The 22,214-nt window shown below is 62.0% G+C and carries 18 protein-coding genes; 6 read left to right on the forward strand and 12 right to left on the reverse strand.

Annotated features, from left to right (window positions below):
* The first annotated feature begins 373 nt into the window (after positions 1-373).
* Positions 374-673: a hypothetical protein gene (locus tag AKL25_RS24160; protein ID WP_157050555.1), complete on the forward strand. Its 300-nt coding sequence runs from the start codon at positions 374-376 to the stop codon at positions 671-673.
* On the forward strand, positions 670-1,932 hold the full coding sequence (dctA, locus tag AKL25_RS08960; RefSeq protein WP_050477312.1) for a C4-dicarboxylate transporter DctA: 1,263 nt from the start codon (positions 670-672) through the stop codon (positions 1,930-1,932). Before AKL25_RS24160 ends, dctA begins: the two co-directional genes overlap by 4 nt.
* 70 nt (positions 1,933-2,002) lie before the next feature.
* Here dctA and AKL25_RS08965 read toward each other — a convergent pair whose 3' ends face one another.
* From AKL25_RS08965 to AKL25_RS08985, 5 genes are all read right to left on the reverse strand, one after another.
* Positions 2,003-3,550, reverse strand: coding sequence for an argininosuccinate lyase (locus tag AKL25_RS08965; protein WP_083444625.1), 1,548 nt, complete (start codon positions 3,548-3,550; stop codon positions 2,003-2,005).
* Entirely contained in the window at positions 3,547-7,482 is a 3,936-nt protein-coding gene (locus AKL25_RS08970; RefSeq protein WP_050477313.1) for a beta strand repeat-containing protein, read from the reverse strand. The genes AKL25_RS08965 and AKL25_RS08970 overlap by 4 nt, the downstream gene beginning before the upstream one ends.
* Positions 7,483-7,490: 8 nt before the next feature.
* On the reverse strand, positions 7,491-10,562 hold the full coding sequence (locus AKL25_RS08975; RefSeq protein WP_050477314.1) for a porin: 3,072 nt from the start codon (positions 10,560-10,562) through the stop codon (positions 7,491-7,493).
* 83 nt (positions 10,563-10,645) lie between these two features.
* Positions 10,646-11,692: an alpha/beta fold hydrolase gene (locus AKL25_RS08980; protein ID WP_050477315.1), complete on the reverse strand. Its 1,047-nt coding sequence runs from the start codon at positions 11,690-11,692 to the stop codon at positions 10,646-10,648.
* 252 nt (positions 11,693-11,944) lie between these two features.
* On the reverse strand, positions 11,945-12,928 hold the full coding sequence (locus tag AKL25_RS08985; RefSeq protein WP_050477316.1) for an AraC family transcriptional regulator: 984 nt from the start codon (positions 12,926-12,928) through the stop codon (positions 11,945-11,947).
* 194 nt (positions 12,929-13,122) lie between these two features.
* Here AKL25_RS08985 and AKL25_RS08990 point away from each other — a divergent pair, with 194 nt between their 5' ends.
* Positions 13,123-13,659 (forward strand): carboxymuconolactone decarboxylase family protein, encoded by a 537-nt coding sequence (locus AKL25_RS08990; protein ID WP_050477552.1) that lies wholly within the window; start codon positions 13,123-13,125, stop codon positions 13,657-13,659.
* A gap of 84 nt (positions 13,660-13,743) precedes the next feature.
* On the opposite strand, the gene AKL25_RS08995 is transcribed toward AKL25_RS08990, so the two are convergent.
* From AKL25_RS08995 to AKL25_RS09015, 5 genes are all read right to left on the reverse strand, one after another.
* Positions 13,744-14,229, reverse strand: coding sequence for a hypothetical protein (locus AKL25_RS08995; protein WP_050477317.1), 486 nt, complete (start codon positions 14,227-14,229; stop codon positions 13,744-13,746).
* 263 nt (positions 14,230-14,492) lie between these two features.
* Positions 14,493-14,930, reverse strand: coding sequence for a DUF2325 domain-containing protein (locus AKL25_RS09000; RefSeq protein WP_050477318.1), 438 nt, complete (start codon positions 14,928-14,930; stop codon positions 14,493-14,495).
* A gap of 119 nt (positions 14,931-15,049) precedes the next feature.
* On the reverse strand, positions 15,050-15,730 hold the full coding sequence (locus AKL25_RS09005) for a helix-turn-helix transcriptional regulator (protein WP_050477553.1): 681 nt from the start codon (positions 15,728-15,730) through the stop codon (positions 15,050-15,052).
* 85 nt (positions 15,731-15,815) lie between these two features.
* Entirely contained in the window at positions 15,816-16,187 is a 372-nt protein-coding gene (locus AKL25_RS09010; RefSeq protein WP_050477554.1) for a VOC family protein, read from the reverse strand.
* Positions 16,188-16,414: 227 nt separating this feature from the next.
* Positions 16,415-17,404 (reverse strand): bile acid:sodium symporter family protein, encoded by a 990-nt coding sequence (locus tag AKL25_RS09015; protein ID WP_050477319.1) that lies wholly within the window; start codon positions 17,402-17,404, stop codon positions 16,415-16,417.
* A gap of 200 nt (positions 17,405-17,604) precedes the next feature.
* Here AKL25_RS09015 and AKL25_RS09020 point away from each other — a divergent pair, with 200 nt between their 5' ends.
* Together AKL25_RS09020 and AKL25_RS09025 are read left to right on the forward strand one after the other, a co-directional pair.
* Positions 17,605-18,462 carry a LysR family transcriptional regulator gene (locus AKL25_RS09020; RefSeq protein ID WP_050477320.1) on the forward strand — a complete coding sequence of 286 codons (858 nt, stop codon included), beginning with the start codon at positions 17,605-17,607 and terminating at the stop codon, positions 18,460-18,462.
* A gap of 69 nt (positions 18,463-18,531) precedes the next feature.
* Positions 18,532-18,969: a PaaI family thioesterase gene (locus AKL25_RS09025; RefSeq protein WP_050477321.1), complete on the forward strand. Its 438-nt coding sequence runs from the start codon at positions 18,532-18,534 to the stop codon at positions 18,967-18,969.
* A gap of 32 nt (positions 18,970-19,001) precedes the next feature.
* Here AKL25_RS09025 and AKL25_RS09030 read toward each other — a convergent pair whose 3' ends face one another.
* Positions 19,002-19,406, reverse strand: coding sequence for a hypothetical protein (locus AKL25_RS09030; protein WP_050477322.1), 405 nt, complete (start codon positions 19,404-19,406; stop codon positions 19,002-19,004).
* 8 nt (positions 19,407-19,414) lie between these two features.
* Positions 19,415-21,043, reverse strand: coding sequence for a DUF342 domain-containing protein (locus tag AKL25_RS09035; RefSeq protein WP_050477323.1), 1,629 nt, complete (start codon positions 21,041-21,043; stop codon positions 19,415-19,417).
* A 143-nt stretch (positions 21,044-21,186) separates the two neighbouring features.
* Here AKL25_RS09035 and AKL25_RS09040 point away from each other — a divergent pair, with 143 nt between their 5' ends.
* The gene (locus tag AKL25_RS09040; protein ID WP_050477324.1) at positions 21,187-22,095 is read left to right on the forward strand and encodes a cation diffusion facilitator family transporter; all 909 of its coding nucleotides are present in this window, start codon (positions 21,187-21,189) and stop codon (positions 22,093-22,095) included.
* The last annotated feature ends 119 nt before the right edge of the window (positions 22,096-22,214 follow it).

Here is a 22,214-nt window from a genome sequence, read left to right on the forward strand (position 1 = left end):
CGCCTCGCCAGGGGTGACTCGCCTGCGGCTTCGTGATTTTCATCTTCTGTCGTCACCATTTAATCCGTCGTCCCAGCGAACGCTGGGACCCAGTGGCGTCAGCGCATCTTCAAACTTCGTCACGACACTGGGTTCCAACTTTCGTTGGAACGACAAAGCAGAAGAGACCGGAGAAGTAAAAACCACCTTAGTCCCCTGGCGATGCGAAGCGAGCCAGTCTCGAAGTCCGCTTGAGAGTAGCCGGCGTCAGCAGGTGAAAAGCGGATGAAGAAGGGAAAAATGTCTGAGCGAAGCGAGTTGTTTTCCCTTCCCGATTTGCGCCTGACGGCGCCGGGAACCCCCGAAGGGGGCTACGAACCGCGGCCGCCTTCTTTTGCTTACTTTTCTTGGCGGAGCAAGAAAAGTGAGCGGCTGCCGGGCCGCCCCCGGCGAAGGGCTGATCGAAGAAAGAAAATTAGAAATTACCGTATACAGTCCGTTGGAACAAAAAACAGACAAAACACAAAGCATTTCCACCAACCCGCAATTGCGGATACCCCTAATCCCCACCACCCCCGCCAAGCCCCCCAAACAAGATAAAATTCCCCCACAACAAGATCGCCCGAAACGGCGCAAAAAACCAAAAACAACATTCGGAGACCGCACCCACCAGGCCGCCCAAGAAAACCAATGAAGCCCGCCTTCTACAAGAACGCCTTCGTCCAGATGCTCGTCGCCATCGCGATAGGCATCCTGCTCGGCCATCTCGATCCGCATCTCGCGGTGCAGATGAAACCCTTGAGCGATGGCTTCGTGCGCCTGATCGGCATGCTGATCGGTGTGGTCATGTTTGCGCTGGTGGTGCTCGGCATCGCCGGCATGCAGGACAAGATGCATGCCGCCAAGGTGGGCGGCAAGGCGATCGTGTATTTCGAGATCATGACCTTCGTCTCGCTCGGCTTCGGCATGCTGGCGGCGAATATCCTGCAACCCGGCGCCGGTTCCAATCTCGATCTCTCGCATCTGACCGAGAGCGGTGCGCAGTACGCGGCGAAGCTGACTACCACCAGCGTCGCCGACTTCCTGCTGAACATCATCCCGAACAGTTTCGTCGACGCTTTCCTGCGCAACAGCAGCTTGCAGATCCTGTTGCTGGCGGTGCTGTTCGGCGTTGCGTTGGCGCGGCAGGGCGAACGCGGTCGCAGCGTGGTCGGTTTCATCGAAGCGATCCTACGCATCCTGTTCGGCATGATCAACCTGATCCTCAAAGCGGCGCCGCTGGCGGCGTTCGGCGCGATGGCCTACACCATCGGACGCTACGGCATGGCGTCGGTATTGCCGCTGCTGCATTTTGTCGGCGCGATCTACGTTGCCAGCATCCTGTTCGTATGCGTGGTGATGGGGCTGATTGCGCGGGTGGCGGGCGTGAACATTTTTCGCCTGATCGCCTACATCAAGGAAGAATTGCTGCTGGTGTTTTTCACCACCTCGTCGATGGCGGCGCTGCCCGGTCTGATCGAGAAGATGGAGCGCATGGGATGCGCCAAGGCTGTCGTGCGGCTGGTGCTGCCGACCGGTTATACCTTCAACCTCAACGGCACCAACATCTACCTGACCATGGCGGCGATGTTCCTGGCGCAGGCGGGTGGAATTGAAGTTGGCGTGTGGCAGCAATTGTCGCTGCTGGCGATTGCGATGCTGACGTCCAAGGGCGCAACCAGCGTGACCGGCTCCGGCTTCATCGCCCTGGCGGCAACCCTGAGCACCCTGCAGATCGTTCCGGTCGGCGGCATCGTGTTGCTGCTGGGTGTCGAACGATTGATGAAATGCCGTTCGCTCAGCAATGTGATCGGCAATTGCCTGGCCTGCGTAGTGGTGTGTGCGTGGGACAAGGCATTGGATCGCAAGGTGATGGCGCAGGCGCTGTCGCAATCATCGTCATCACCGCAATAAAAAAGTCCCGGCAATGCCGGGACAAATCCTTCCTACCAGGTTACAACTTCTTGCTTCTTTACCGGCCGGGCTATTTGCCCAGCTTGTAGAAGGTCTGATCGAGGTTGGCGGATGCCTTCGCCAGTTTCTGGCGCTGCAGCTGCACCCATGCCATATCCTTGTCCAGCTTGGCTTTCTCCACGCCCAGCATGCGCATGACTTCCGCGCGTTGCGGACCGCCCAGGCCCTTGCTCGACGCCAGCATGTTTTGCGCCGTCAACGACTTCTTGTACTGTTCCTGCGTCAGCGGGAACTGCGTGCGTTCGAAGTCGAACTTCTTCACGGCCTCGGTGTAGATTTGCTGCACGATATCGAACGGAATATCCGCAGGCTTCATCTTGTTGGTGCGGCCGTAGGTGACCAGATCCGAAGCGAAGTGATGGCCAACGCGGAACGGCACGTCGGAATCGCGTTGCAGGATGTCGGCCAGCTCGGTCGTGGTCGAGTAGTCGGCGTCCACTTCCTGCAATGCGCGGTCCTTGTCGATCACCAGGTTGTCGAGCAAGTCGGCCAGTTTGACGAAGGCGTTGGACGTCAGTTCCAGCGTCTTCTCAACCTGGTCGCGCTTGTAGTCGGGCATGCCCGGCGAGACGTTGTGCGCTTCCAGCTGGAAGGTCATGGCGCCGCCGACGATGTCGCTGGCTTGCAGGCGCAGCACGTTCAGGCCGTAGGGGTTGCGCTTCTGCGGCATGATGCTGCTGGTGCCGGTGAGGCGGCCTTCCTGGATCATGATCCAGGGGTAGGGCTGATGATATTGCGTGTGGAAGTCCTGCATCAGGATGCCGATGGTCAGCGCAGCATTGCTGCACAGGCTGACCAGTTCCACGCCCTGGTCGAGCGCGCCGAGTTGCGCCGCATCGTAGGAGTTTTCAATCGGCCCGTCGAAGCCCAGCAGCTCCGCCAGGCGCTTGCGATCGACCGGGAAGCTCGAGGTGCCCAATGCGGCCGCGCCCAGCGGACTCAGGTTCAGGCGCGCATAAGCTTCTTGCAGACGGGTGCTGTCGCGGCCGAATGCGGAAGAGAACGCCAGCAGGTAATGCGCAAAGGTGGTCGGTTGCGCCTGCACGCCGTTGGTGTAGGCCGGCACGATGGTGTCGAGGTTTTTCCCGGCCAGTTCCAGCACTTCCGCCTTCGACTTGTTCATTGCATCCATCAGGTCCAGCGTGCGCTCGCGCTGCATCAGGCGGCGGTTGGTCGACAGGATGTCCTGGCGGCTGCGGCCGGAGTGCATGCGCGAACCGTCGGGGCCGGCGATGGCCAGGATCAGCGGTTCGTATTGCAGGTAATCGGCCGGACGCCTGGCGCCCGGTTCATCGCCGTTCTTGATGACCTGATCGACGGCCGAGACGATCTTCTTGCCGAGATCGGGCGGCACGATCTTGTTTTCGATCACCATCACGGTCGAGGCCTTGTTCATCTCGCCGAGGAAATAAAAAGCGTCGTGATAGGTCGGCTTCTTGTCGGCGGCAACGGCGCCGCCGAGGGTCATCAGCGCCAGCGGAACAAGTGCGAGTCTGGCGATGCGCGCTGTGTGACGCGGTAGCACGGCGCGAAGGGAGGAGGATTTGGTCAGCATCATTGGTTACCTTGAGTACTGGTGTTGGTCGGAGTTGTCGTTGCAGAAGAGTCAGGTTGTGGTTCGGTAGCAGCTGCACCGGCGGAAGCCAGTTCGATATTCATGCGGCGCGCGCTTTCATTGAACGGCGAGAACACGTTGCTGTTGCCGCTGGGGCGATTCCAGGCGTTGCCGGCTTGCTGGGTTTGCAGCGCCGCGGTAGTGGGGGCGGTGGTCGCATTGGTCAGGATGTTGCTGATGCCTTTGCCGAAATTCAGTATGACCACGCCCGAGCCGATGGCGGTGAAGGTGGTGGCGTCGCCCGCCTGCCCCAGGGCCGCACCGTTCGGTGCGCTGGCAGTGACGAACAGGATGCCGTCGCTCACCTGCAGCGTATTGCTGCCGCCGTTGAAGCGCAGGCCGTAGCTGCCGTTGCCGGTGGCATTGACGGTCATGTTGCCGCTGCCGCCGGTGCTCACCGTGTTGAAACCGTTGGTGCTGCTGCCGACAAAGGCGATGCCTTCGCCGGCGCCGTTGCCGGTGCCGGTCAGCGCGATATCGCCGCTGTTCGACTGGATCTTGACGCCGGCTGCCGCGCCCGAGCTCGGGCTGCGGATGGTGATGCCGGCGGTGCTTGATGCGCTGCCGCTGGTGCCGGTCAGCGCCAGCTTGCCGGTGTTGGTCGAGATGACGGTGCTGCTGGCATTGGTCGATGGATAAATCGTGATGCCGCCGGCATTGACCGAGGTCCCGGCCAGGCTGACCGAGCCGCTGCCGGTGGCGCGGATGACGCTGTTGCCGGTCAGCACGCTGATGCCGTCGCCGTAGACGCTGCTGCCGGTGATGCTCAAGGCGCCGTTTTCCACGCTCACCAAGGCGTTGCCGCTGCTGTAGAAACTGACGCCATCGCCCTGATCGGCCGCATTGCCGATCAGCGTGACATTGCCGGACCCCGTGGTCTGGATCTTGTTGGTGACGTTCAGAATCGCGATGCCGTGATCCAGTTCAGGCACATTGGGCGAATGGAAATTGCCGTTGAGCGTGATGTTGCCGCCCTGCGAAGAAATGTTGTTGACGGATGCCGTGCCGTTGCCGCCCAGCGCGATCGCATCCGAGGTGCCGACCGAATCGCCGCGCAGTGTGATGTCGCCGCTCACGGTGGTGACATTCACGCCGGTGGCGCTGCCGGTCGAATTGAAGAAGATGCCATAGCCGCCGAAGCTGTTGGTGCTGTTGCCGTTGATCGCGATGTTGCCGCTGGTGGAGCCGATATTGATGACGGCATTCAGCGCCGACGGCGCGATGTCGACGCCGCGACCGGAGGCGCTGGTGCCGTTGAGGCTGATGTTGCCGGTGGTGGTCTTGATATTCACTGCAGCGTATTGGCCGCCGACGTCCAGCGACAAGGCCTTGAATGAGCCGCTGGAGTTGTTGACTACGTTGTTGTTGGCCGTCATCGTGATGTTGCCGGCGGTGCTGGTGATATTGACTTGCGCACCAGGGGCCGAGATGGTCCCGCTTCCGGAACTGTTCAACGCCAGAGCGGGCGTAGTACTGGTGCCGGAAGTAGTGCCGATGAGATTAATATCGCCTGAGGTGGAGACGTTGATCTGTGAGCTGGCGCCGATAGAATTGAGTAGCGTGCCATAGCTGCCGGTACTGCTGCCACCGACAGTGATAGCGCCGCCCGCAGTGGCATTGAGCGTTACCGAACCGGTGGTATTGGCGGCAATAACAACGCCCCGACCTGAGCCGGCGAATCCGTTACTGTTGCCCTTGATGGTCAGGTTGCCGCTGCCGACCGTGATTGTCTGTGACGAGGTGGCTGCGCTGGCGCATACCAGCACACCGAAGCCGGACGTCGCATTGCCGCTGATGGTGACATTGCCGGAGCCGGTCGCTGCAATGGTGTTGTTGGTGCTGAAGATGCGCGTGCCGTTGCCATTGCCCAGATTGGTGCTGTCGACACTGACCGAGCCGCTGCCGTTGGTGACGACGCGGCTGCCGCCGGTGAGGATGAAGGCGTCCCCGGTACTGGTTGTGCTGGACTGATTGGCAAGAATCGTGATGCTGCCGCCGCCGGCATCGACAGTCGAACCGGTGATTTGTACGGCGCTGCTATTGGTGGTCACATTGCTGGCGATGGCGCCCCGGATGGTAATGTCGCCGCCGCTGGTATTGAGTGTCGAGCCGCTGATCAGGATGGCCGAGCTACTGTTGACGGCGGTACCTGCCGAGCCGGTGGCCGGATCCAGGCCGCCGCTCATGGTCAGCTTGCCGCCGTTGGTCGAGATGGTGCTGTTGGTCAGCGAAATGGAGCCGTTGCCGGAATTGTTGAAATTGGAAGACAGCGTGACGTTCAGCGTCTTGCCGGTGGCGTTGCTGATTGAAACATTGCTCATCACGATATTGCGATGCGCCTGCAAGGTCAGCGTGGCATTGCCGACCGCCTTGACGTTATCGAGTACGTTGATGTCGCCCGAGGTGCCGCTGGCTGCCGACGTGGTGCAGACGAGCACGTTGGCGCCTTCCGACAGCGAGGCGTTGAGTGTGGCCGAGCTGAGTGTGGAGCTGGCGTTTCCGGTCGATGTGAACGGGGAAGTCGAGGTGGAGCCGGAGCTGGCCGCACTGGTGATATTGATATTGTAAGGATCGATCAGCCAGTCGCCGCCCAGTCCGGATGCTGCGCCGAGGTGGACCAGGCCGTTGACTTCGAGATCATGTCCGGAAGTTTCCACCACACCGCCACGGCCTGTCGCGCCGGCGCCTTGTGCACTGATATCGCCATAAAACTGCGTGCTGCCAGTCGACCACAGCACCACCGAGCCGCCGTTGCCGCTATTGATGGCGTCGGCCTTGATGGTGGCGTCGCCGCCCATGTAGACCGCTTCGGCCTGGCGTTCGGCGCCGCTGCCCTGGTAGTTGCCGCCGACCAGCACGGTGCCGCCGCCGGCGTCGCCGGAGGCGTCGATGCGGGTGCCGTCGAACAGGCCGACGTACTGGCCCAGCACCTTTGCCGTGCCGCCGGTCTCGCCGCTGTTCATGCCCGAGACATTCAACGTGCCGCTGTTGGCGACGATGCCCGAATCTCCGCCGTCGAGCAGGATGCTGCCGTTGCGGCTCTGCAGGCTGCGCGCTTCGATCACGCCGCTGTTGTTGACCACGTTCGACAGCATGGCGTCGGTGGCGCGTGCCGTCATGATGACGGTGCCGCCGTCGGCTTGCAGCAGACCCTGGTTGACGACGTTGGCGTTGAGCGTGGCGTTGCTGACTTCGACATTGATCAGGCCGTCGCCGTTGAAGTCCAGCGACATCTTTTCGCCGGCGGCCAGCACCACGCTGCCGAGGCGCGCGACGATGTTGCCTTCGTTGCGCACCTGCGCGCCGAGCAGCGCGACATAGCCGCCGTCGGCTGCGGTGATGTTGCCCTGATTGATAACCGAGCCGCCGGCGCCTTCGGCTTCAAAGACGTTCTTGCCGGCCATGAAGTTGGCGTCGGAGATATTCAGCGTGCTGGCGACCAGGCCGCCGACGTTGACCGACGAGCCGGCGCCGAACAGGATGCCGGACGGATTGACCAGATAGACCTGGCCGTTGGCGTTGAGCTGGCCGAGGATTTGCGAGGCGTCGCCCGAGGTCACGCGATTGAGCGCGACCGAGGACGATGTCGGCTGCACGAAGTTGACCGTCGCGCTGTTGCCGATGTTGAAGGTGTTCCAGGTCGCCGCCATGCGGTCGGAGCTTTGCGTGACCGTCATGGTGTTGCCGCTCTGGCTGATGCTGCCGCTGCCGGCGGTGATCTGGCCGTTGGTCGGCAAGGCGCCGGCGTCCAGCGCATGCGCCGGCAGCACCGTCAGGCCGCACCACGCGGTAAGCACGGCGACGCAGGCCGGCTTGAGCGCCGGATTGATTTTTTTGACCGGACGGGTACGGGTGAGCTTGTGCATCGTTGTCATGACAGGCCTCAGAAAGTGTAGTTGACGCCCACGCCGACGGCGCGGATGGTGGTGCCGACGCCGGGCGAGAGACCCGTGGCGCCGAGCACGCCGGAGACGGCGAAGTTGTAGTTGGCCAGCGCCTCATTGCGCAAGACCACATACTGGCCGAAGAAGCGCGTCTGTTTGCTGTACTTGTACGAGAAGCCGACCGCTTGCGATGTGGCGCCCATGCCGTCGGTCGAGCATTTGATGTTGCCTGAGGTGCTGCCGCCGATCATGCTGCAGTCGCCGGCCAGCGCCTTGGCGTAGCTGGCGCGCAATTCCAGTGCGCCGATCTGCTGCGAGATGCCGAGCATGTAGGCGCGGCGGCGATAGTTGGACAAGTCGCTGGAAGTGGTGCTGGTGTTGACCACGCCCGACTCCGAATACGACAGGTCGTCGGCGATCAGCGAAATCTTGGTCTTGCCGAAATCGTAGGCGAGGCCGTAGCGGAAGCTGAAGTCGCTCGATGAGGTGCCTGCCGTCACGTGCGTGCTGCTGCCGACGCCGCGCGCATCGCGCCCCAGGCTGGCGATGCCGAAGTAATTGATGTGCTGTTCCGCCGCGAACACCGCCGAGAAACCGCCGTGTTCATACGCCAGGCTGCCGCCGTAGATATAGCCGGTGGCGACGTCCGAGGCCGCTTTCATGCCATTGTTGGAATACATCAGCTTGAGCTGGAAACCGTAGAGCTTCGGCGACCAGTAGCCGATCAGGCCATCCTGGCGGCGGTTGAAGGCGGCATCGTCGTTGTTGGAGTTGATGGCGTCGCCGACCGGGCCGGAGTTTTTGGTGATGCTGGTGACGAAACCCGGCGAGCCGATGATGTTGTAATGCGCGGCGCTGGTCAGGCCCTGGAAGGGATCGAAGGAGGTCGTGCTCTCTTTCATCGGCGTATCCCAGCGGCCGTACATCAGTGTGCCTGCGGACGGATTGTTGAAGGCGACGCCGGTGTTGCGCAGGTCTTGCGCGTGGGTCCAGTCCGGCACGGCCTCGGCGCTGCGGTTGGTGTAGTTGAGCGACAGGCCGACTTCCAGCTGCCACAGGAACTTCCATTGGTCGTACAGCTGGATGCCGCTGTGGGCGCCGATGTAGGAGACGTTGTCGCGCACGCGCCAGAAGCCCGGCATGTTGCGGCCGTTGGGCGTGGCCAGTTTGCTTTGGTCGGCCGCTGCTGCCGGTGTGGCGCCGTCGCGGTTGACGAATTCCGGCACCAGGCCGAGCGAGCCGTAGAGGACGAAGGCGGTTTCCGGTTCTTCGAAATCCTCGCCCTTGCCGGTGGTGTCGGCGCCGAAGCTGGAGAATGCCTGCGGCGAACCCGACACCGACACCCACAGGCGGCGCGCGTTGCGTTGCTCGGTGGTCGGATTGACGCCGGGCGAATAGGCGGCGCTGGCGTTGAAGACCAGATCCTTGCTATACACGTTGAGGCCGACACCATAGCCGGAGCGCGACTGCGAATTCTGCGTGGTGTCCCAGGGTGATTTGTTGACGGTGACGCGGCCGGCGTCGGCGAACAGCGCGCCTTCGACCACTGCGCCGCCATACACGCCGATCAGCTTGCGCAGCTCCACGCGGCCGAGCACGCCTTCATCGCCGGCGGCTTCGCCGACCGGATAGGCGCGCACGCCGTTGGGGCCGCCCAGGCTCATTTTTTCCGAGGCGTCGAGATTCTTGTTGGCGTACTGCGCATTGACCGCCGCCAGCAGCGAGTAGCCGCCGCCGAGTTGTTGCAGGCGGCTGTAGGCGATATTGGTCTTCTCGTAGTTGCCGGCGGCCTTGGAGGTGATGGCGTCGAGCGCAGCGTCGGTGGGTGTTTCCTTGTCGAGCTGGCCGCGGCCGTAGCGCAGGCTCCAGCTGTTGTTGCCTGGCGCGCCGAACAGGTTGTCGCGCCAATCGCCGTACAGCGTGGCGCTCCAGAAACGCGCCGACTTGTTCACCGCGGTGGCCGAGGTGATGTCCTGGAAGTGACGGAATTCGGCAGCCAGCGACAGATTGACGTTGGCCTTGCGGCTGCGGTACAGCGAGTCGTTAACGAAGAAACTCGACACCCGGGCCGAGCCGCTGGCTTGCGCGTCTTTCAGATTCTTGCCGACGTTGTATTCCAGCTCGGCGGTGCTGGCGCCGATGGAGACGCCGCTGCTGCCCAGCGGCAGCGAAAAACTCAGCCCGGCGATGCGCAAGCCTTCAAACGAATTCTGCGTATTGAGGCCGAAGCTTTCGCCCAGGCCCAGGGCGTCGTTCAGGTTGAGGTTGGCCGACAGGCGGTTGGCGCCGGTGTAATAGTTGCCGTAGTTGTCGATGGAGACGCGCGACGTGATCGCGGTCATCTCGCTGATCTTGAGCACGATGTCGGTGGCGCCGGCGACCGACGCCGGGCGCAGCAGGGCGCGCACCGAGACGCCGGAGATGTCGGACAGGCGCAGCAGCGTGCCTTCCAGCTCGCTCTCGCGGATTACGGCGCCGGGCTTGAGTTCGTCGAGGAAGCACTGGATGATGCTCTTGTCGAGACGCACATTGCTGTCGGCATCGGCGATGACCTGGCCGATGACGCCTTCGCGCACGGCGATGGCGACCTTGCCGTCGCGGATTTCTTGCGCCGGCAGGTAAGCACGCGCCACCAGGTAGCCGCGCGCGCGATAAAGATTGGTGATGCGCGAGGCGGCTTTGCGCAGGCCGTTGAAGTCCAGCTCTTGTCCGATGAATTCGCTCAGCTCGGCTTGCAGTGCGGCGTCGTGAATGGAGGCGTTGCCGCTCAGGATGAAGCTGTTGACCTTGATGCTGACGGCGGCCTGCTGCGTTACCGAAGAAGCGGCGTCGTCGCTATCCTGGGTTTCTTTTTCGATCTGCACGCGTTGGCGCGGTTGCCCCTGATCCTGCTGTTGCAGGCGCTCGCGGTCGGTCGGCGTCAGTTGCTGGCGATTGGCGTCGAAGATGCTGCCGGAGCTCGGCGGCGTTTGTGCGTAGACCGCCACCGGCGCGGCGGCCAGCATGGTCAATACCTGCATTGCCAGCATCTGTCGACGATGACGATGCGTGGCAAAACGTGGTTTGTTCATTTTCCCTGTCTCCTGATTCTTCTGTTTTTTACGCGGCGCTCGTCAATGCGGCGCCGTCGTTGTGTTCGCTGCTTATTTCACGCTTACCTGGCCGGGAAGATTTTTTCCGCAGCGATGTCCGATCCGAACAGACCGCCGGCTTCATGGCCCGCGCCCGGCACTTCGAAGTCGGGATGGTGCACCGGCGTCTGCCATTTTTGTGCGAGGAATTGTTCGTAGCGCACGTAGTTGTCGTGGCGCTCGACACGGTTGGAACCCTGCAGGCGTGCGCCGCAGGCCTTGTCGAGGAAGCGGTGATTCGGGTTGTTGTCCTTGCTGCCGACCATGTAGGTGACGTCGCGTGCGGCGTAACGTTTGAACAGGGCTTCGCCGCTTACTTGTCCATCCTTGCCCTGGCCGTAAGGCAGCATCTCGCCGAGGCCGTAGCGGTAGTTGTCGTAGCCGGGGCAGGTGATGCCGCCGGCCGGTGCAAAGCCTGCGTCGGTCGGACGGTTGTTGTCCAGATACAGGTAGGACGAGGGGCTGGAGATGACATAGCGCACCTTGACGCCGGCTTGCCGGAGTTTTTCGTCGGTGTTGTTCAGCACGGCATAGCGTTGCATCAGTTGCGCACCGGCCGAGTGGCCGATGAAGACGATTTCCTTCAACGCCGGAAAGCGTCCCGAGGTCAGGAAGGCGGCGATGTCGTCGAACACGCGGAACGAGCTGACGCCGGTCTTGCCGTGCGTGGAATCTTGGCCCTGCATCCAGTTGTCGCCGCGCCACAAGGCCATCTTGCTGTCCGACAAGCTGTCGCCTTCGGTCAGGAAATTGGGTGTCAGCAACAGATTGTGCGCGGGATCGAGTCCGGCCTTGCGCAGGAATTCCAGGCCGGTTTCGAAGTAGCGGTCGCCGTCGCGCTTGACGCCGTGTTCCAGGATGACGGCGCGCGTGATGGAGGTGTTGGTTTCGCTCAGCGTGTTGTTGGCGTAGATGGCGAAAGCGTATTGCTGCGCGCCTGGCGCGAGCGTGACGATTTGCGGCGGAGGAATGTCTTCGGCGGATTTTTTTGCGTAGCTCGCCGGCGGCAGCAGCAGGGCGGCTGCCAGCAACGAGGTACTTGCGATTTTTTTACCAGCGGCCATGGCCATAGTGACTTCCCTTGCATCGACAAACGATTCGGATCGACAGGGAGGCAAGGTCTTTCGACGGGCAGAAAGCCGGGCGGCGTGCTTGCGCGTATTGAGGCGCCAAGTCGTGTGCTGTTGCGGTCTCCTGCTCATGCAGCCGGATCACCGGCATCCATCCCTGAGCATTATTGTTCTTGTTGGGGCGATTATAGGAGCCGTATTTTGCTATGTAAAATATCTCGATTTATATATCTTGATACTTTAAAAGTATTGTCATGCATTGGCGTTGACCTTTGCGTCGGCGGCCTGGCGCGCTTCACGGCGGTATTGGCCGGGGCCGATATGGAAGTGGCGTTTGAAGACGCGGTTGAATGAGGCTTCCGACTGGTAGCCGACCGCTTCGGCCACATCCGCCACGCTGCGCTGGCGCTCCGCCAGCAGGTAGCCGGCCTGCGCCATGCGCGTGCGGGTGAGGACTTCTCCCGGCGTGGCGCCTGCGGTGGCGCGGAACAACCGTGCAAAGGTGGTGCGCGACAGATGGCAGGCGTCGGCCAGTTCTTCCAGCGACCAGGCGCGGCCCGGTTCGCTCAGCATGCATTGCAGTGCGCGTTGCAGGCGCGGCGAGGCCAGCAGGGCGAACAGGCCCGGGACTTGTTGCGCTTCTTCCTGATCCAGCCAGGCGCGCATGAGCAGGGCGAACAAGGCCGACGACAATTGCATCGTCACCGCGTGTGCGCCGGGGCGCGGCGTTTCCGTTTCGACGTTCAGCATGTTCATCAGGGCGCCGAGGCCGGCGAAGTCGGCGCGGCCGGCAGTGCGCACCAGCATCACCGGCGGCAGGGAGCGCAGCAGGGCCGCGGCCGTTTCCGCATCGAAATGGAACTGGCCGCACAGGATGTCGGTGTGCTGCCTGGCGCCGCTATCGACGTTGGCGGTTTCCTTGCGGATCACGAAGTCTTCTGCATGGCGCGGCGCGTCTTGCGGCAGCGCCTGCCTGCCGCGTCCGGCGGCGTGCAGGGTATGCGCCGAGCCATGCGGAAAGAACACGATATCGCCGGCTTGCAGCGGCGTGCCTTGCTGTCCTTCGGCATCGAGCAGGGCGCTGCCGGCGAGGATCATGTGATAGCGGGCGACGCCGGCTGCAGCCGGTTGTTCATCCATGCGCCAGGGCGCGCCGAAATGGCAGTGGATATCCAGCACGGTGCGCACCGGATACAGCGCCAGCAGGCGGCTCAAGGCGTCTGAAGAAGTGTTCACGTTAATCGGTGTGGGTTGGATTGGTACGATTGGTCAATTTATTGACGTATTTTGCCATTAAAAGTTTCATCGCGCCTCCCTATACTTCATTCCATACCGCGCCTGACTGCAAACGCAAACGGAAATGCAGCGCCAGGCCGGTTGCCGCGATTCTCTTATCGACTACTCATTGAACGTTATTGAAAGGATTCATCATGTCCCGTCTTCATACTCAGGATATCGCCTCCGCCACCGGCCAGGCCGCACAACTGTTCGGCGTCATCAAGGCCGCCATCGGCAAAGTGCCGAATGCCTACGCCACCATCGGCAGCAACAGTCCTATCGTGCTGGAAACCGTGCTCAGCATGGATGCCGCCCTGCGCAAGAGCTCGCTGAAAGGCAAGCAGGTCGAAGCCGTCAAGCTGGCCGTCAGCGAAGCCGCCGGTTGCGACTATTGCCTCGCCGCACACAGCTTTGCCGCCAAGCGTCTGGGCCTTAGCAGCGAAGCCGTCATCGGCCTGCGCCGCGCCGAAAGCTCGGGCGACGCGCAACTGGATGCGCTGGCTGCCTTCGCGCACTATCTGGCTACGACCAAGGGCACCGTGCCGGTGGAAGTGGTCGATGCCGTCAAGGCCGCCGGTTACACCGATACCCAGATCGTCGACACCTTGCTGGCGATGGCTGCCATCAACCTGACCAATCTGTTCAACCGCGTCAACGACACCGTGGTGGATTTCCCTGCCGCAGATTGATCCTGATACGGCTCAGGCAAAAATAAGACGGCCTCCGCAGGGATTTCCTGCGGAGGCCGTTTTTTGTCGTACGGAAGCGGCGACTTATTGTTTGCCGGGCACCAGGTATTTGGATTTCGCGCAGTAGATCTTGGCCTTGGTGTCGGCATAGGCGATGATGCTGCCGGCTTGCGACTGGCGTTGCGAATATTTGCTGTTGTCTTCCAGCGAATAGCGGATGCCGACGCTTTTGCCGATGGCGTCGGACAGGGCTTGCGGCGTGCTGTTGACCACGGCGCCGATGAAGTCTGCCGGGCTGCTGCTGTCGTTGACCAGCACGTCGGTGATTTCCATGCCCCAGATATTGCTGCCGGCGGCCTTGAACCAGTAGGCGCCGCCTTCGTTTTTATACGGCTTGCCGAACGCTTCGAAGAGATAGTCGTAGAAGTATTTGCTGTTGAGCTGGTTCAGGCACAGCAGAGCGTTGCCGACTTCGATGCCAAAGGTCGCCGCCGGCGCCGCGTTGGCAATGCCGGTAATGCCCGGCGCCAGCAGCGCGCAGGCGAACGCGATGCGATGGATGATTTTCAAACAAACTCCCTGGTGCGCGCGGCGTTTTTCTGGAAGACGCCGTCAGTAGTGAATGGTGCAATGCGCAGATTGTAGGGGGCTTTTCCTTTTTTTGCTAATGCAAGGCTGTGGTTCAGACCGTCTGGCGTTGTTGCAGCGGCTTGTCGTACCTGAGTACTGCCTGCGCCACTGCGCCTAGCCAGCCGGTCTGAACCACAGCCTTGCGACGGAGAAGTGTTTTCACGGCTGTCGTATGCATCGCAGCCTTGCGTCAGACGAGTGCTCTATGCGTGCCGTCCCGATTTAAGGACGGTCTCGCCGCGTTGCGAAGATGCTAACTTGCCGCTGAGGCTGCCGAGGCCGTCGATGAAGGAGGCGATGCCGGTGCCTTTGACCATGACGCAGGGCTTGCCCATTTTCTTGCAGAGTTGCTTGACCAGGTGGTAGGCGTTGTGGCTGATGTTGCCGGAGGCGCAGAGCACCATGTCGGCGCCGTTGAGCATCGGCTGCAGGCGATGCAGGCTGTCTTCGCGGCCGCCGTCGTGATGGATGAAGCGGCCCTGGCGTTCTTCGATGGCGTGGCGGTAGTGGTTGCGCGCGCCGGTCAGGCCGCCGACGCACAGCACACAGCGGTCGGCCAGGCTGAAGCCGGGTGCATTGATGACGGCGGCTGCGGCCGATGCAGCGGGGGCGTGGCTGTTCTTGTTCGTCGCGCGATGCATGGAGACCTCGGTTGTCGTGGGCGCGCCTCGGAGGAGACGTGTCCACAGACTAAACCCTTAGTTCTCGCGCGCGAACGAAGATATTGGCATCTGGATATGCGGATTTTTAATAGCAGGGCCTAGGATTTCTTTACTGCGCGGACAAAATCGGCAAGACGGCGGCCGCTCTGGTCCGGGTAGTTGTCAGCATCGGCCATGCGGCTGACGCGATCGAGGCGGAACGAGCGAAAGTCGCTGCGGGTTTCGCACCACGCTGCAATCGACCAGCCGCCGCCCCAGAAGTACAAGGCCAGCGGCCAGATCACGCGCTGCGTCGCCTGGCCGCGCGCGTCGACGTAGTCGAGCTGCAGCTTGCAGCGTCTGCCGATGGCCTGGCGGATTTCTTCCAGCCGTTCGCCGTGGGCCGCTTCGATATGGAAGCTGGGTGCGAACAGCGCGGTGTTCTCGACGAAGTCGCGTTTGTCCTTGGGCAGCGCCAGCACGATCTTGGCCAGCGATGCCGCGGCCGAGGCCGCCAGTTGCGGGCCGCCCCAGGCCTGCACCATGCGCATGCCGATCACCAGCGCGTCGATTTCGTCAGGAGAGAACATGAGCGGAGGCAAGTCGAAAGCCGATTTGTTGATGCGATAGCCGACGCCTGCTTCGCCCTCCACCGGCACGCCCGACAGCGACAGATCGCGCACGTCGCGGTACACCGTGCGCTCCGACACCGACAGCCATTCGGCCAGCTGGCGCGCCGTGGTGAGACGGCGCCCGCGCAGGTATTGGGTGATCTGAAACAGGCGGTCGGCTCGGCGCATGGGTTCTGCCAGAAAGGGGTAGGCTGCCATTCTGGCATGACTCGGAGGTGCTACCCATCATCATTGCGCGACGACGGGCCGCCGTTTATTGCATGGCGTGCAGCGCGATACGGTTGCCTTCGGTATCGATGAAGTGGGCGATGTAGCCGAGTTGCTTGGGCAGTTCGAGCTTGTCCAGCACCACCTTGCCGCCGGCGGGAACAATACGGTCGATGGCCTTCTGGATCGACGGGCCCGCGTCGAGGTAGACCAATACGCCGTCGGTGCTTGCCTTGAACGCTTGCGTCTCGGTCAGGCAGCCGCAGGACTCGCCGGCGACATCATTGAAGATCGCCATCGGCGCCGAATCGAAATCGGTTTCGATGCGCAGCTTGTCGTTGAAAACGGCTTCGTAGAATTTGGCGGCGCGGGACAGGTTGGTGACGGGGATTTCGAACCAGTTGATGTGGGTAGTCATGATGTCTTCCTTGTTGTCTTGGTTGGTATGCCGGTTGGCATGGAAGACATCATGAGGGAGGGCTACTGACACCATTGTGTCAGTAGCCTTTCCTTGCTTGCCGCAAACGTGATCTGGCGGCGTTGTTTCTCCGGATTATAGTTTTCTTCGGTACTGGCCTACTGTCTGCGTCGGCGCGCCTTGCCAGCTCGCCCTTGCCACAAGCAAGGAGTTCGGCGGAAATTCAATCAGGCGATGATACCGGCTTCACGTGCTGCTTTCTCGTCTGCGCGCTCCGCATAGCGGCGCGCCAGCACGGCGCACAGCATCAGCTGCATCTGGTGGAACACCATGATCGGCAACAGCACGATGCCCACGCCGCTGCTGCTGAACAGCACCGACGCCATCGGGATGCCGGAGGCGAGCGATTTTTTCGAGCCGCAGAACACCAGTACGATTTCATCTTCGCGCGAGAAGCCCAGCGCGCGGCTGCCGAAAGTGGTCAGCACCAGCACGCCGCCCAGCAGGATCGCATTGACCAGCACCAGCAGCGCCAGTTGTTGCGGCGGGAACAGATGCCATACCCCTTGCACGACTGCGGCGCTGAAGGCCGCATACACCGCCAGCAAGATGCCGCCGCGATCGACCACGGCCAGCAGGCTTTTCTTGCGCAAGACCCAGTCGCCGATCCAGGGGCGCAGCACGTTGCCGAGCACGAACGGCAGCAGCAGTTGCAGCAGGATGCCGGTGACTTGTTCGATGCCGCCGCCGTCTTGATGGCGATGCAGCAGCAAGGTCACCAGAATCGGCGTGATGACGATGCCCAGCAGGTTCGATGCGGTGGCGCCGCAGATGGCGGCCGGCACGTTGCCGCGCGCGATCGAGGTGAAGGCGATCGACGATTGCACCGTGGACGACAGGGTGCAGACGAACAGCACGCCCAGCCACAGATCCGGCGTCAGCAGGCCCGGGAACAAGGCTTGCAGCGCCAGGCCCAGCAGCGGGAACAGGATGAAGGTGCTGCTCAGCGTCAGCAGGTGCAGGCGCGGCTGCTTGAAGCCGGACAGCGCCGCTTCACGCGACAGGCGCGCGCCGTGCAGGAAGAACAGCAGCGCGATGGCGGTATTGCTGGCCAGATGCATGAAGTTTTCGAAGGCGCCGGTGGCCGGCAGCAGGGTGGCGAGCAAGACCGTGCTGAGCAGCATCAGCGTAAAGGTGTCGGGGAGGTAACGTTTCATGATGGCAGGAAAAAAATGGCAAAAGACGGCGGGCCGGATCCGAAGCCTTGTGCGCAAGCCGCAGCGGTTGCCACAGCGGCGAAGTCAGACAATGCCGGCCCTTTGTCACATGATAGGAAAACCGGCTATCATCGGGAACCCCTTTGATAGCGTTGACTGTGATCGGATATCCCGATGACCGGCAATAGTCAGGAGCCGCCATGTTCAACCCCGTCTGGCTGAAAACATTCAGCACCGTCGCCGCCTCCAGCAGTTTTACGGAAGCCGGGCGCCGGCTCGGCCTCACGCAATCGAGCGTGAGCGACCACATCCGCCGGCTGGAAGACAGCACCGGGCGCCGCCTGTTCGTGCGCGACACGCATTCACTGGCGCTGACTGCGGACGGCGAGAGCCTGCTGATCCATGCGCGCCTGATCCTGGAAGCCCATGCCCGCGCCGAGGCGCAGTTCAATGCGCCGCGGCTGCGCGGCCGGGTGCGCTTCGGCACTTCGGACGATCTGGCGATGGGGCCGTTGCCCGACATGCTGGCGTTGTTCCGCAACAAGCACCCCGAGGTCGAACTTGAAATCACCATCGGCCTGACCGGCGAGCTCTACCAGCACCTGGACAACGGCGAGCTCGACCTGATCGTCGGCAAACGCCGTCCCGGCGAACAGCGCGGCCAGGCGATGTTCCGCACGCCGCTGGTGTGGCTGGCGCGGCCGGAAACCACCGTGGACCTCAACCAGCCGCTGCCGCTGATCCTGCTGCCCGAGCCGAGCGTGACGCGCGCCGCCATCCTCAACACCTTGGGCGCCTCGGGACACCACTGGCGCATCGTCTGCACCAGCGGCAGCCACGCCGGCTGCATGGCGGCGGCGCGCGGCGGGCTGGGGCTGACGATCCTGCCGCAGCATCTGGCTACGCGCGAACTCACTTTGCCGCTCAACCACGCCAGCCTGCCGGTGTTTCCCGACGTCGAATATGTGGCGCTGACGGCCAAGCGCCTGAGCCGTCCGGCCGATACGCTGTTCCAGATCCTGATGGAGAGCGAATTGCACGCGCTGCCGGGCAAGTGAACGTCTTGCAGTAAGATCGTCGGATCAGTCAACGAGAAAAACCGGGAGATCAGGATGGCAGGAAAGAGCATGCAAGCGGCCGACGCACAATTCGCGGCGCGCGTTGAAGAGAGTTTTGCGCGCCAGCGCGCCTTGCAGACGATAGGCGCGCGATTGCAGGCAGTGGCGCCGGGAGCGGTGGAGATACGCCTGGATTTTCGTCCCGAGCTGGGCCAGCAAAACGGTTTCCTGCATGCCGGCATGAGCGCCACGATTGCCGACACGGCAGGCGGTTATGCGGCAATGAGCTTGTTCGGCGAGGGCGAGGACGTGCTGACCACGGAGTTCAAGCTCAATCTGCTGGCGCCTGCGCAGGGGGAATACTTCATCGCGCGCGGCAAGGTCATCAAAAGCGGAAGAACCCTGAGCATCTGCCAGATCGAGGTCGCGGCATTCCGCAACGGTATTGAATCCTTGTGCGCCTACGGCCTGATGACGGCCATGCGCATGCTGCCGCCCAAGCAGTAACCGAGCAGTAATCGAGCGGAAGTACGCGGAAGTTACACCGGCAAGGCGGCGTCGACGATCAGCTCAGGCCGGTTGAGCGCGCGAATGCGGCGATCGACGAAATAGCCGCCTGCTTCGGTGTAGCGCAGGTAGCAGCGGCCGCAAACGTCGCAGGCCGCAACGTTGCAGCGGTTGTAAGGAAAGTAGCGCGGCGCAACGGGGGCATCGGCGGAGTCGTAGCGCGTGCCGTCCGGATGGTACTCGGCAAAGCCGGGTTCGTCGTAAGGATCGACGTACAGCGTGCCGATGTCCTTTAACTGCGATTCAGGGAAGGACAGCGGTGTGCTGGTCCACGCCGCCAGCGCAGGTTCGGTGCAGGAACATGCGTTTGTCACAGCGGCGCTGCGTTGCGCCAGTGCGCGCAGTTGCTCGCCGTCGAGCAAAGGTAAATCGGCCATGCAGTTGCTTACTTTCCGCCGAAGGAAATTTTTCCGCCCTGCAGTTGCGCGGTGCCGCCGCCGAGGTCGCTGAGCACCTGCCAGACCTGGCGGGCGATGCGCATTTCCACGCCTTCGTAGACCATCTTGACGGCGACGATGCGCGCCGATTCCGCAGCGATCAGGTCTTCCTTCATGTCGGCCTGTTCGGCGATCAGGTCTTTGACTTCCTGCGCCAGCATCTTGCGCTTCAGCTCGGTTTCTTCACCGACGCCATTCTTGGCTTTTTCCGGATTCTGTTTGTAGTGGGCAAGCTGCTTGATGGTGCGGTCGAGTTCATCCAGCTTTTTCTGGAATTCCTGTTCCTTGGCGCGCAGCTTTTCTTCCAGATACGGGTCGAGGCCGACCTGGATCTTGGTGGTCGCCGCGCTCGGCGAACCGAAGGCAACCGCCTTGACCATCATGGTCGCTTGCGCGCGGCCGCCGATGATCTGGCCCAGCTTGGGATTGGTCTTGCCGACCAGGATTTCGTTGCCGGCCATCATTTCGCACTGGCGCGCGTTGCCGGCGATCATGATGTCCTGGCGCGCTTCGATCAGCGCGCTTTCGGCGAACAGCGCCTGCACCGAACCTTCGGCCTTGATGCGTGCGGCGATCGAAGAGGTGACGCCCGGTTGCGTTTCCGAGTGGCCGATGATGCCGCCCTTGACGAACACGTTGCCGCCGGCAATGATCTCGGCCGCTTCCACGGTGCCGTTGACGAACACGTCGCCCGACACATGCAGACGCATGCCGGTCTTGACGTCGCCCTTGATCTTGACGGTGCCGGAGAAAGTGACGTTGCCGGTGCTGAGGTCGACGTCTTCGATTTCAACGATAGGATTGATCTTGACGCCGTTGGTGATCAGCGACGGCTGGCCGGCGATGGCGGCGACCAGCAGATCGGGATTGTCTTCCTTGACTTCGGCGCCGACGCAATCCTTGTTGAAGGTGATTTCGGTAATCGGTTTGGCCGGTACCGCCTGGCCTTTGATGTTGACGCCGTTGACGCCTTCGACGGTCGGGATGCGGCGCATCAGCGGGTCGCCGACATTGATCAGCAACAGATGGCCGAGGTCGGCATAGCTGACGACGGCATCTTCATCGACTTCCGAGAGTTCGTCTTCCTTTTCTTCCAGCAGGCTTTCAAAGCGCGCCTGCTGGCCTTCGATCGGTTCATCGCCTTTGGCGATCAGCAATTGGGAACAGTGGCCGGTGCTCAGTGCGCCACGCAGTTTTTCGTGCATGATGCCGTGCGTGATGCCGCGTGCGCGGATCTCGTTGACTACTTCAACGGCGCGGGCGCGGCCGCCTTGCGGCGGCACCAGCGTCAGGTAGGCGCCCATCAGGTCGTCGGAAATTTCCAGCAGGAACTCGCCGTCGCGGCGCTCGCCGATTTTTTGCGAAAAGGCTTCCTTGGCCGTGGCGACCTTGGCGGCAAAATCGCCCAGCATGGCTTCGTCGATATAGAGCTTGGTAAAGCCGCCGTCGGTGAGTGCTTGTTTCAGAATCACGAGATTGGGGACTTGCACACCCTCAACCGGGGTGAATGCCGCTACCAGTTCTCCGCTGACTCTGTCGAAGTTGAACGACAGCGATTGCGGCCTTGTTTGTTCCATGATATTTCTCGGAAGTCCTTATGCTTAGCTAATCGGCAAGAATTCCGGTTCCTTTAAATGTGATTTTGTTGTGTGGCAAGATCATCCTGTAAATCGCCGTTAAGTACAAGGTTTGTTTAGGACGTTACCGCCGACTTGTCAATATGATAATTGTAGAAAAAAACGACGCCACCGCCACGGAACAGCGTTATCAGGCCGGGCGCAAAAGCACCCTGGTCAGCATCGTCGTCAATCTGGTGCTGACCACGCTGCAGATCCTGGTAGGTCTGTTTTCCGGATCGCAGGCGCTGGTCGCCGACGGCGTGCATTCGCTGTCCGACCTGGTGGCCGATTTCGTCGTCCTGTTTGCCGCATGGCAAAGCAGGACGCCGGCCGACGCCGATCACCAATACGGCCATCAGCGGTTTGAAACGGCGGCGTCGCTGGCGCTGGGCGGCACCTTGCTGGCCGTCGGTCTCGGCATGCTGGTGTCGGCCTTCTTCAAACTGTATGCGCTCAACGCGCAGGTGGTGCACATGACGGCGCTCTGGGTGGCGCTGGCGACGCTGGTGAGCAAGGAGATCCTGTTTCGCTACATGCTGGGCATCGCCGAGCGAGTGCGTTCCAGCATGCTGGTGGCCAATGCCTGGCATGCCCGTTCGGACGCCGTGTCATCGCTGGTGGTGGCGCTGGGGATCGCCGGCAACCTGCTCGGTTTTCCCTTGCTCGACCCGATCGCCGCGCTGATCGTCGGACTGATGATCGTGCGCACCGGCGCGGTATTTTTCTGGCAGGCCTTGAATGACCTGATGGACAAGGCCGTATCCGAAGAAGAGTCCGAGGCGATACGCGAAACGCTGCTGGCGACGCCCGGGGTCTTCGGCGTGCACGACCTGCGCACGCGCAAGATGGGCGACATGACCATCGTCGACGTGCATCTCGAACTCGACGGCAACCAGACCGTCACTGAAGGCCACGCCATCGCCACATCGGCGCGCCAGCGGGTGATGGAGCAGCATCATGTGCTGGATGTGATGACGCATGTGGATCCGGTGCAGCGAGACGATACGTAGTGACTTTTTCTTCAATGACCGGCCCGGTTGATGCCGGGCTTTTTTTATGGAGAAGAATGTCTCGGACCAGCTTCGTCAACCTACGCGGCGGCAGGTTTGTGGATGCATTTTTATCGGCA

Source organism: Herbaspirillum rhizosphaerae (genome assembly GCF_001189965.1).
GTDB classification, from domain to species: domain Bacteria; phylum Pseudomonadota; class Gammaproteobacteria; order Burkholderiales; family Burkholderiaceae_D; genus Herbaspirillum; species Herbaspirillum rhizosphaerae.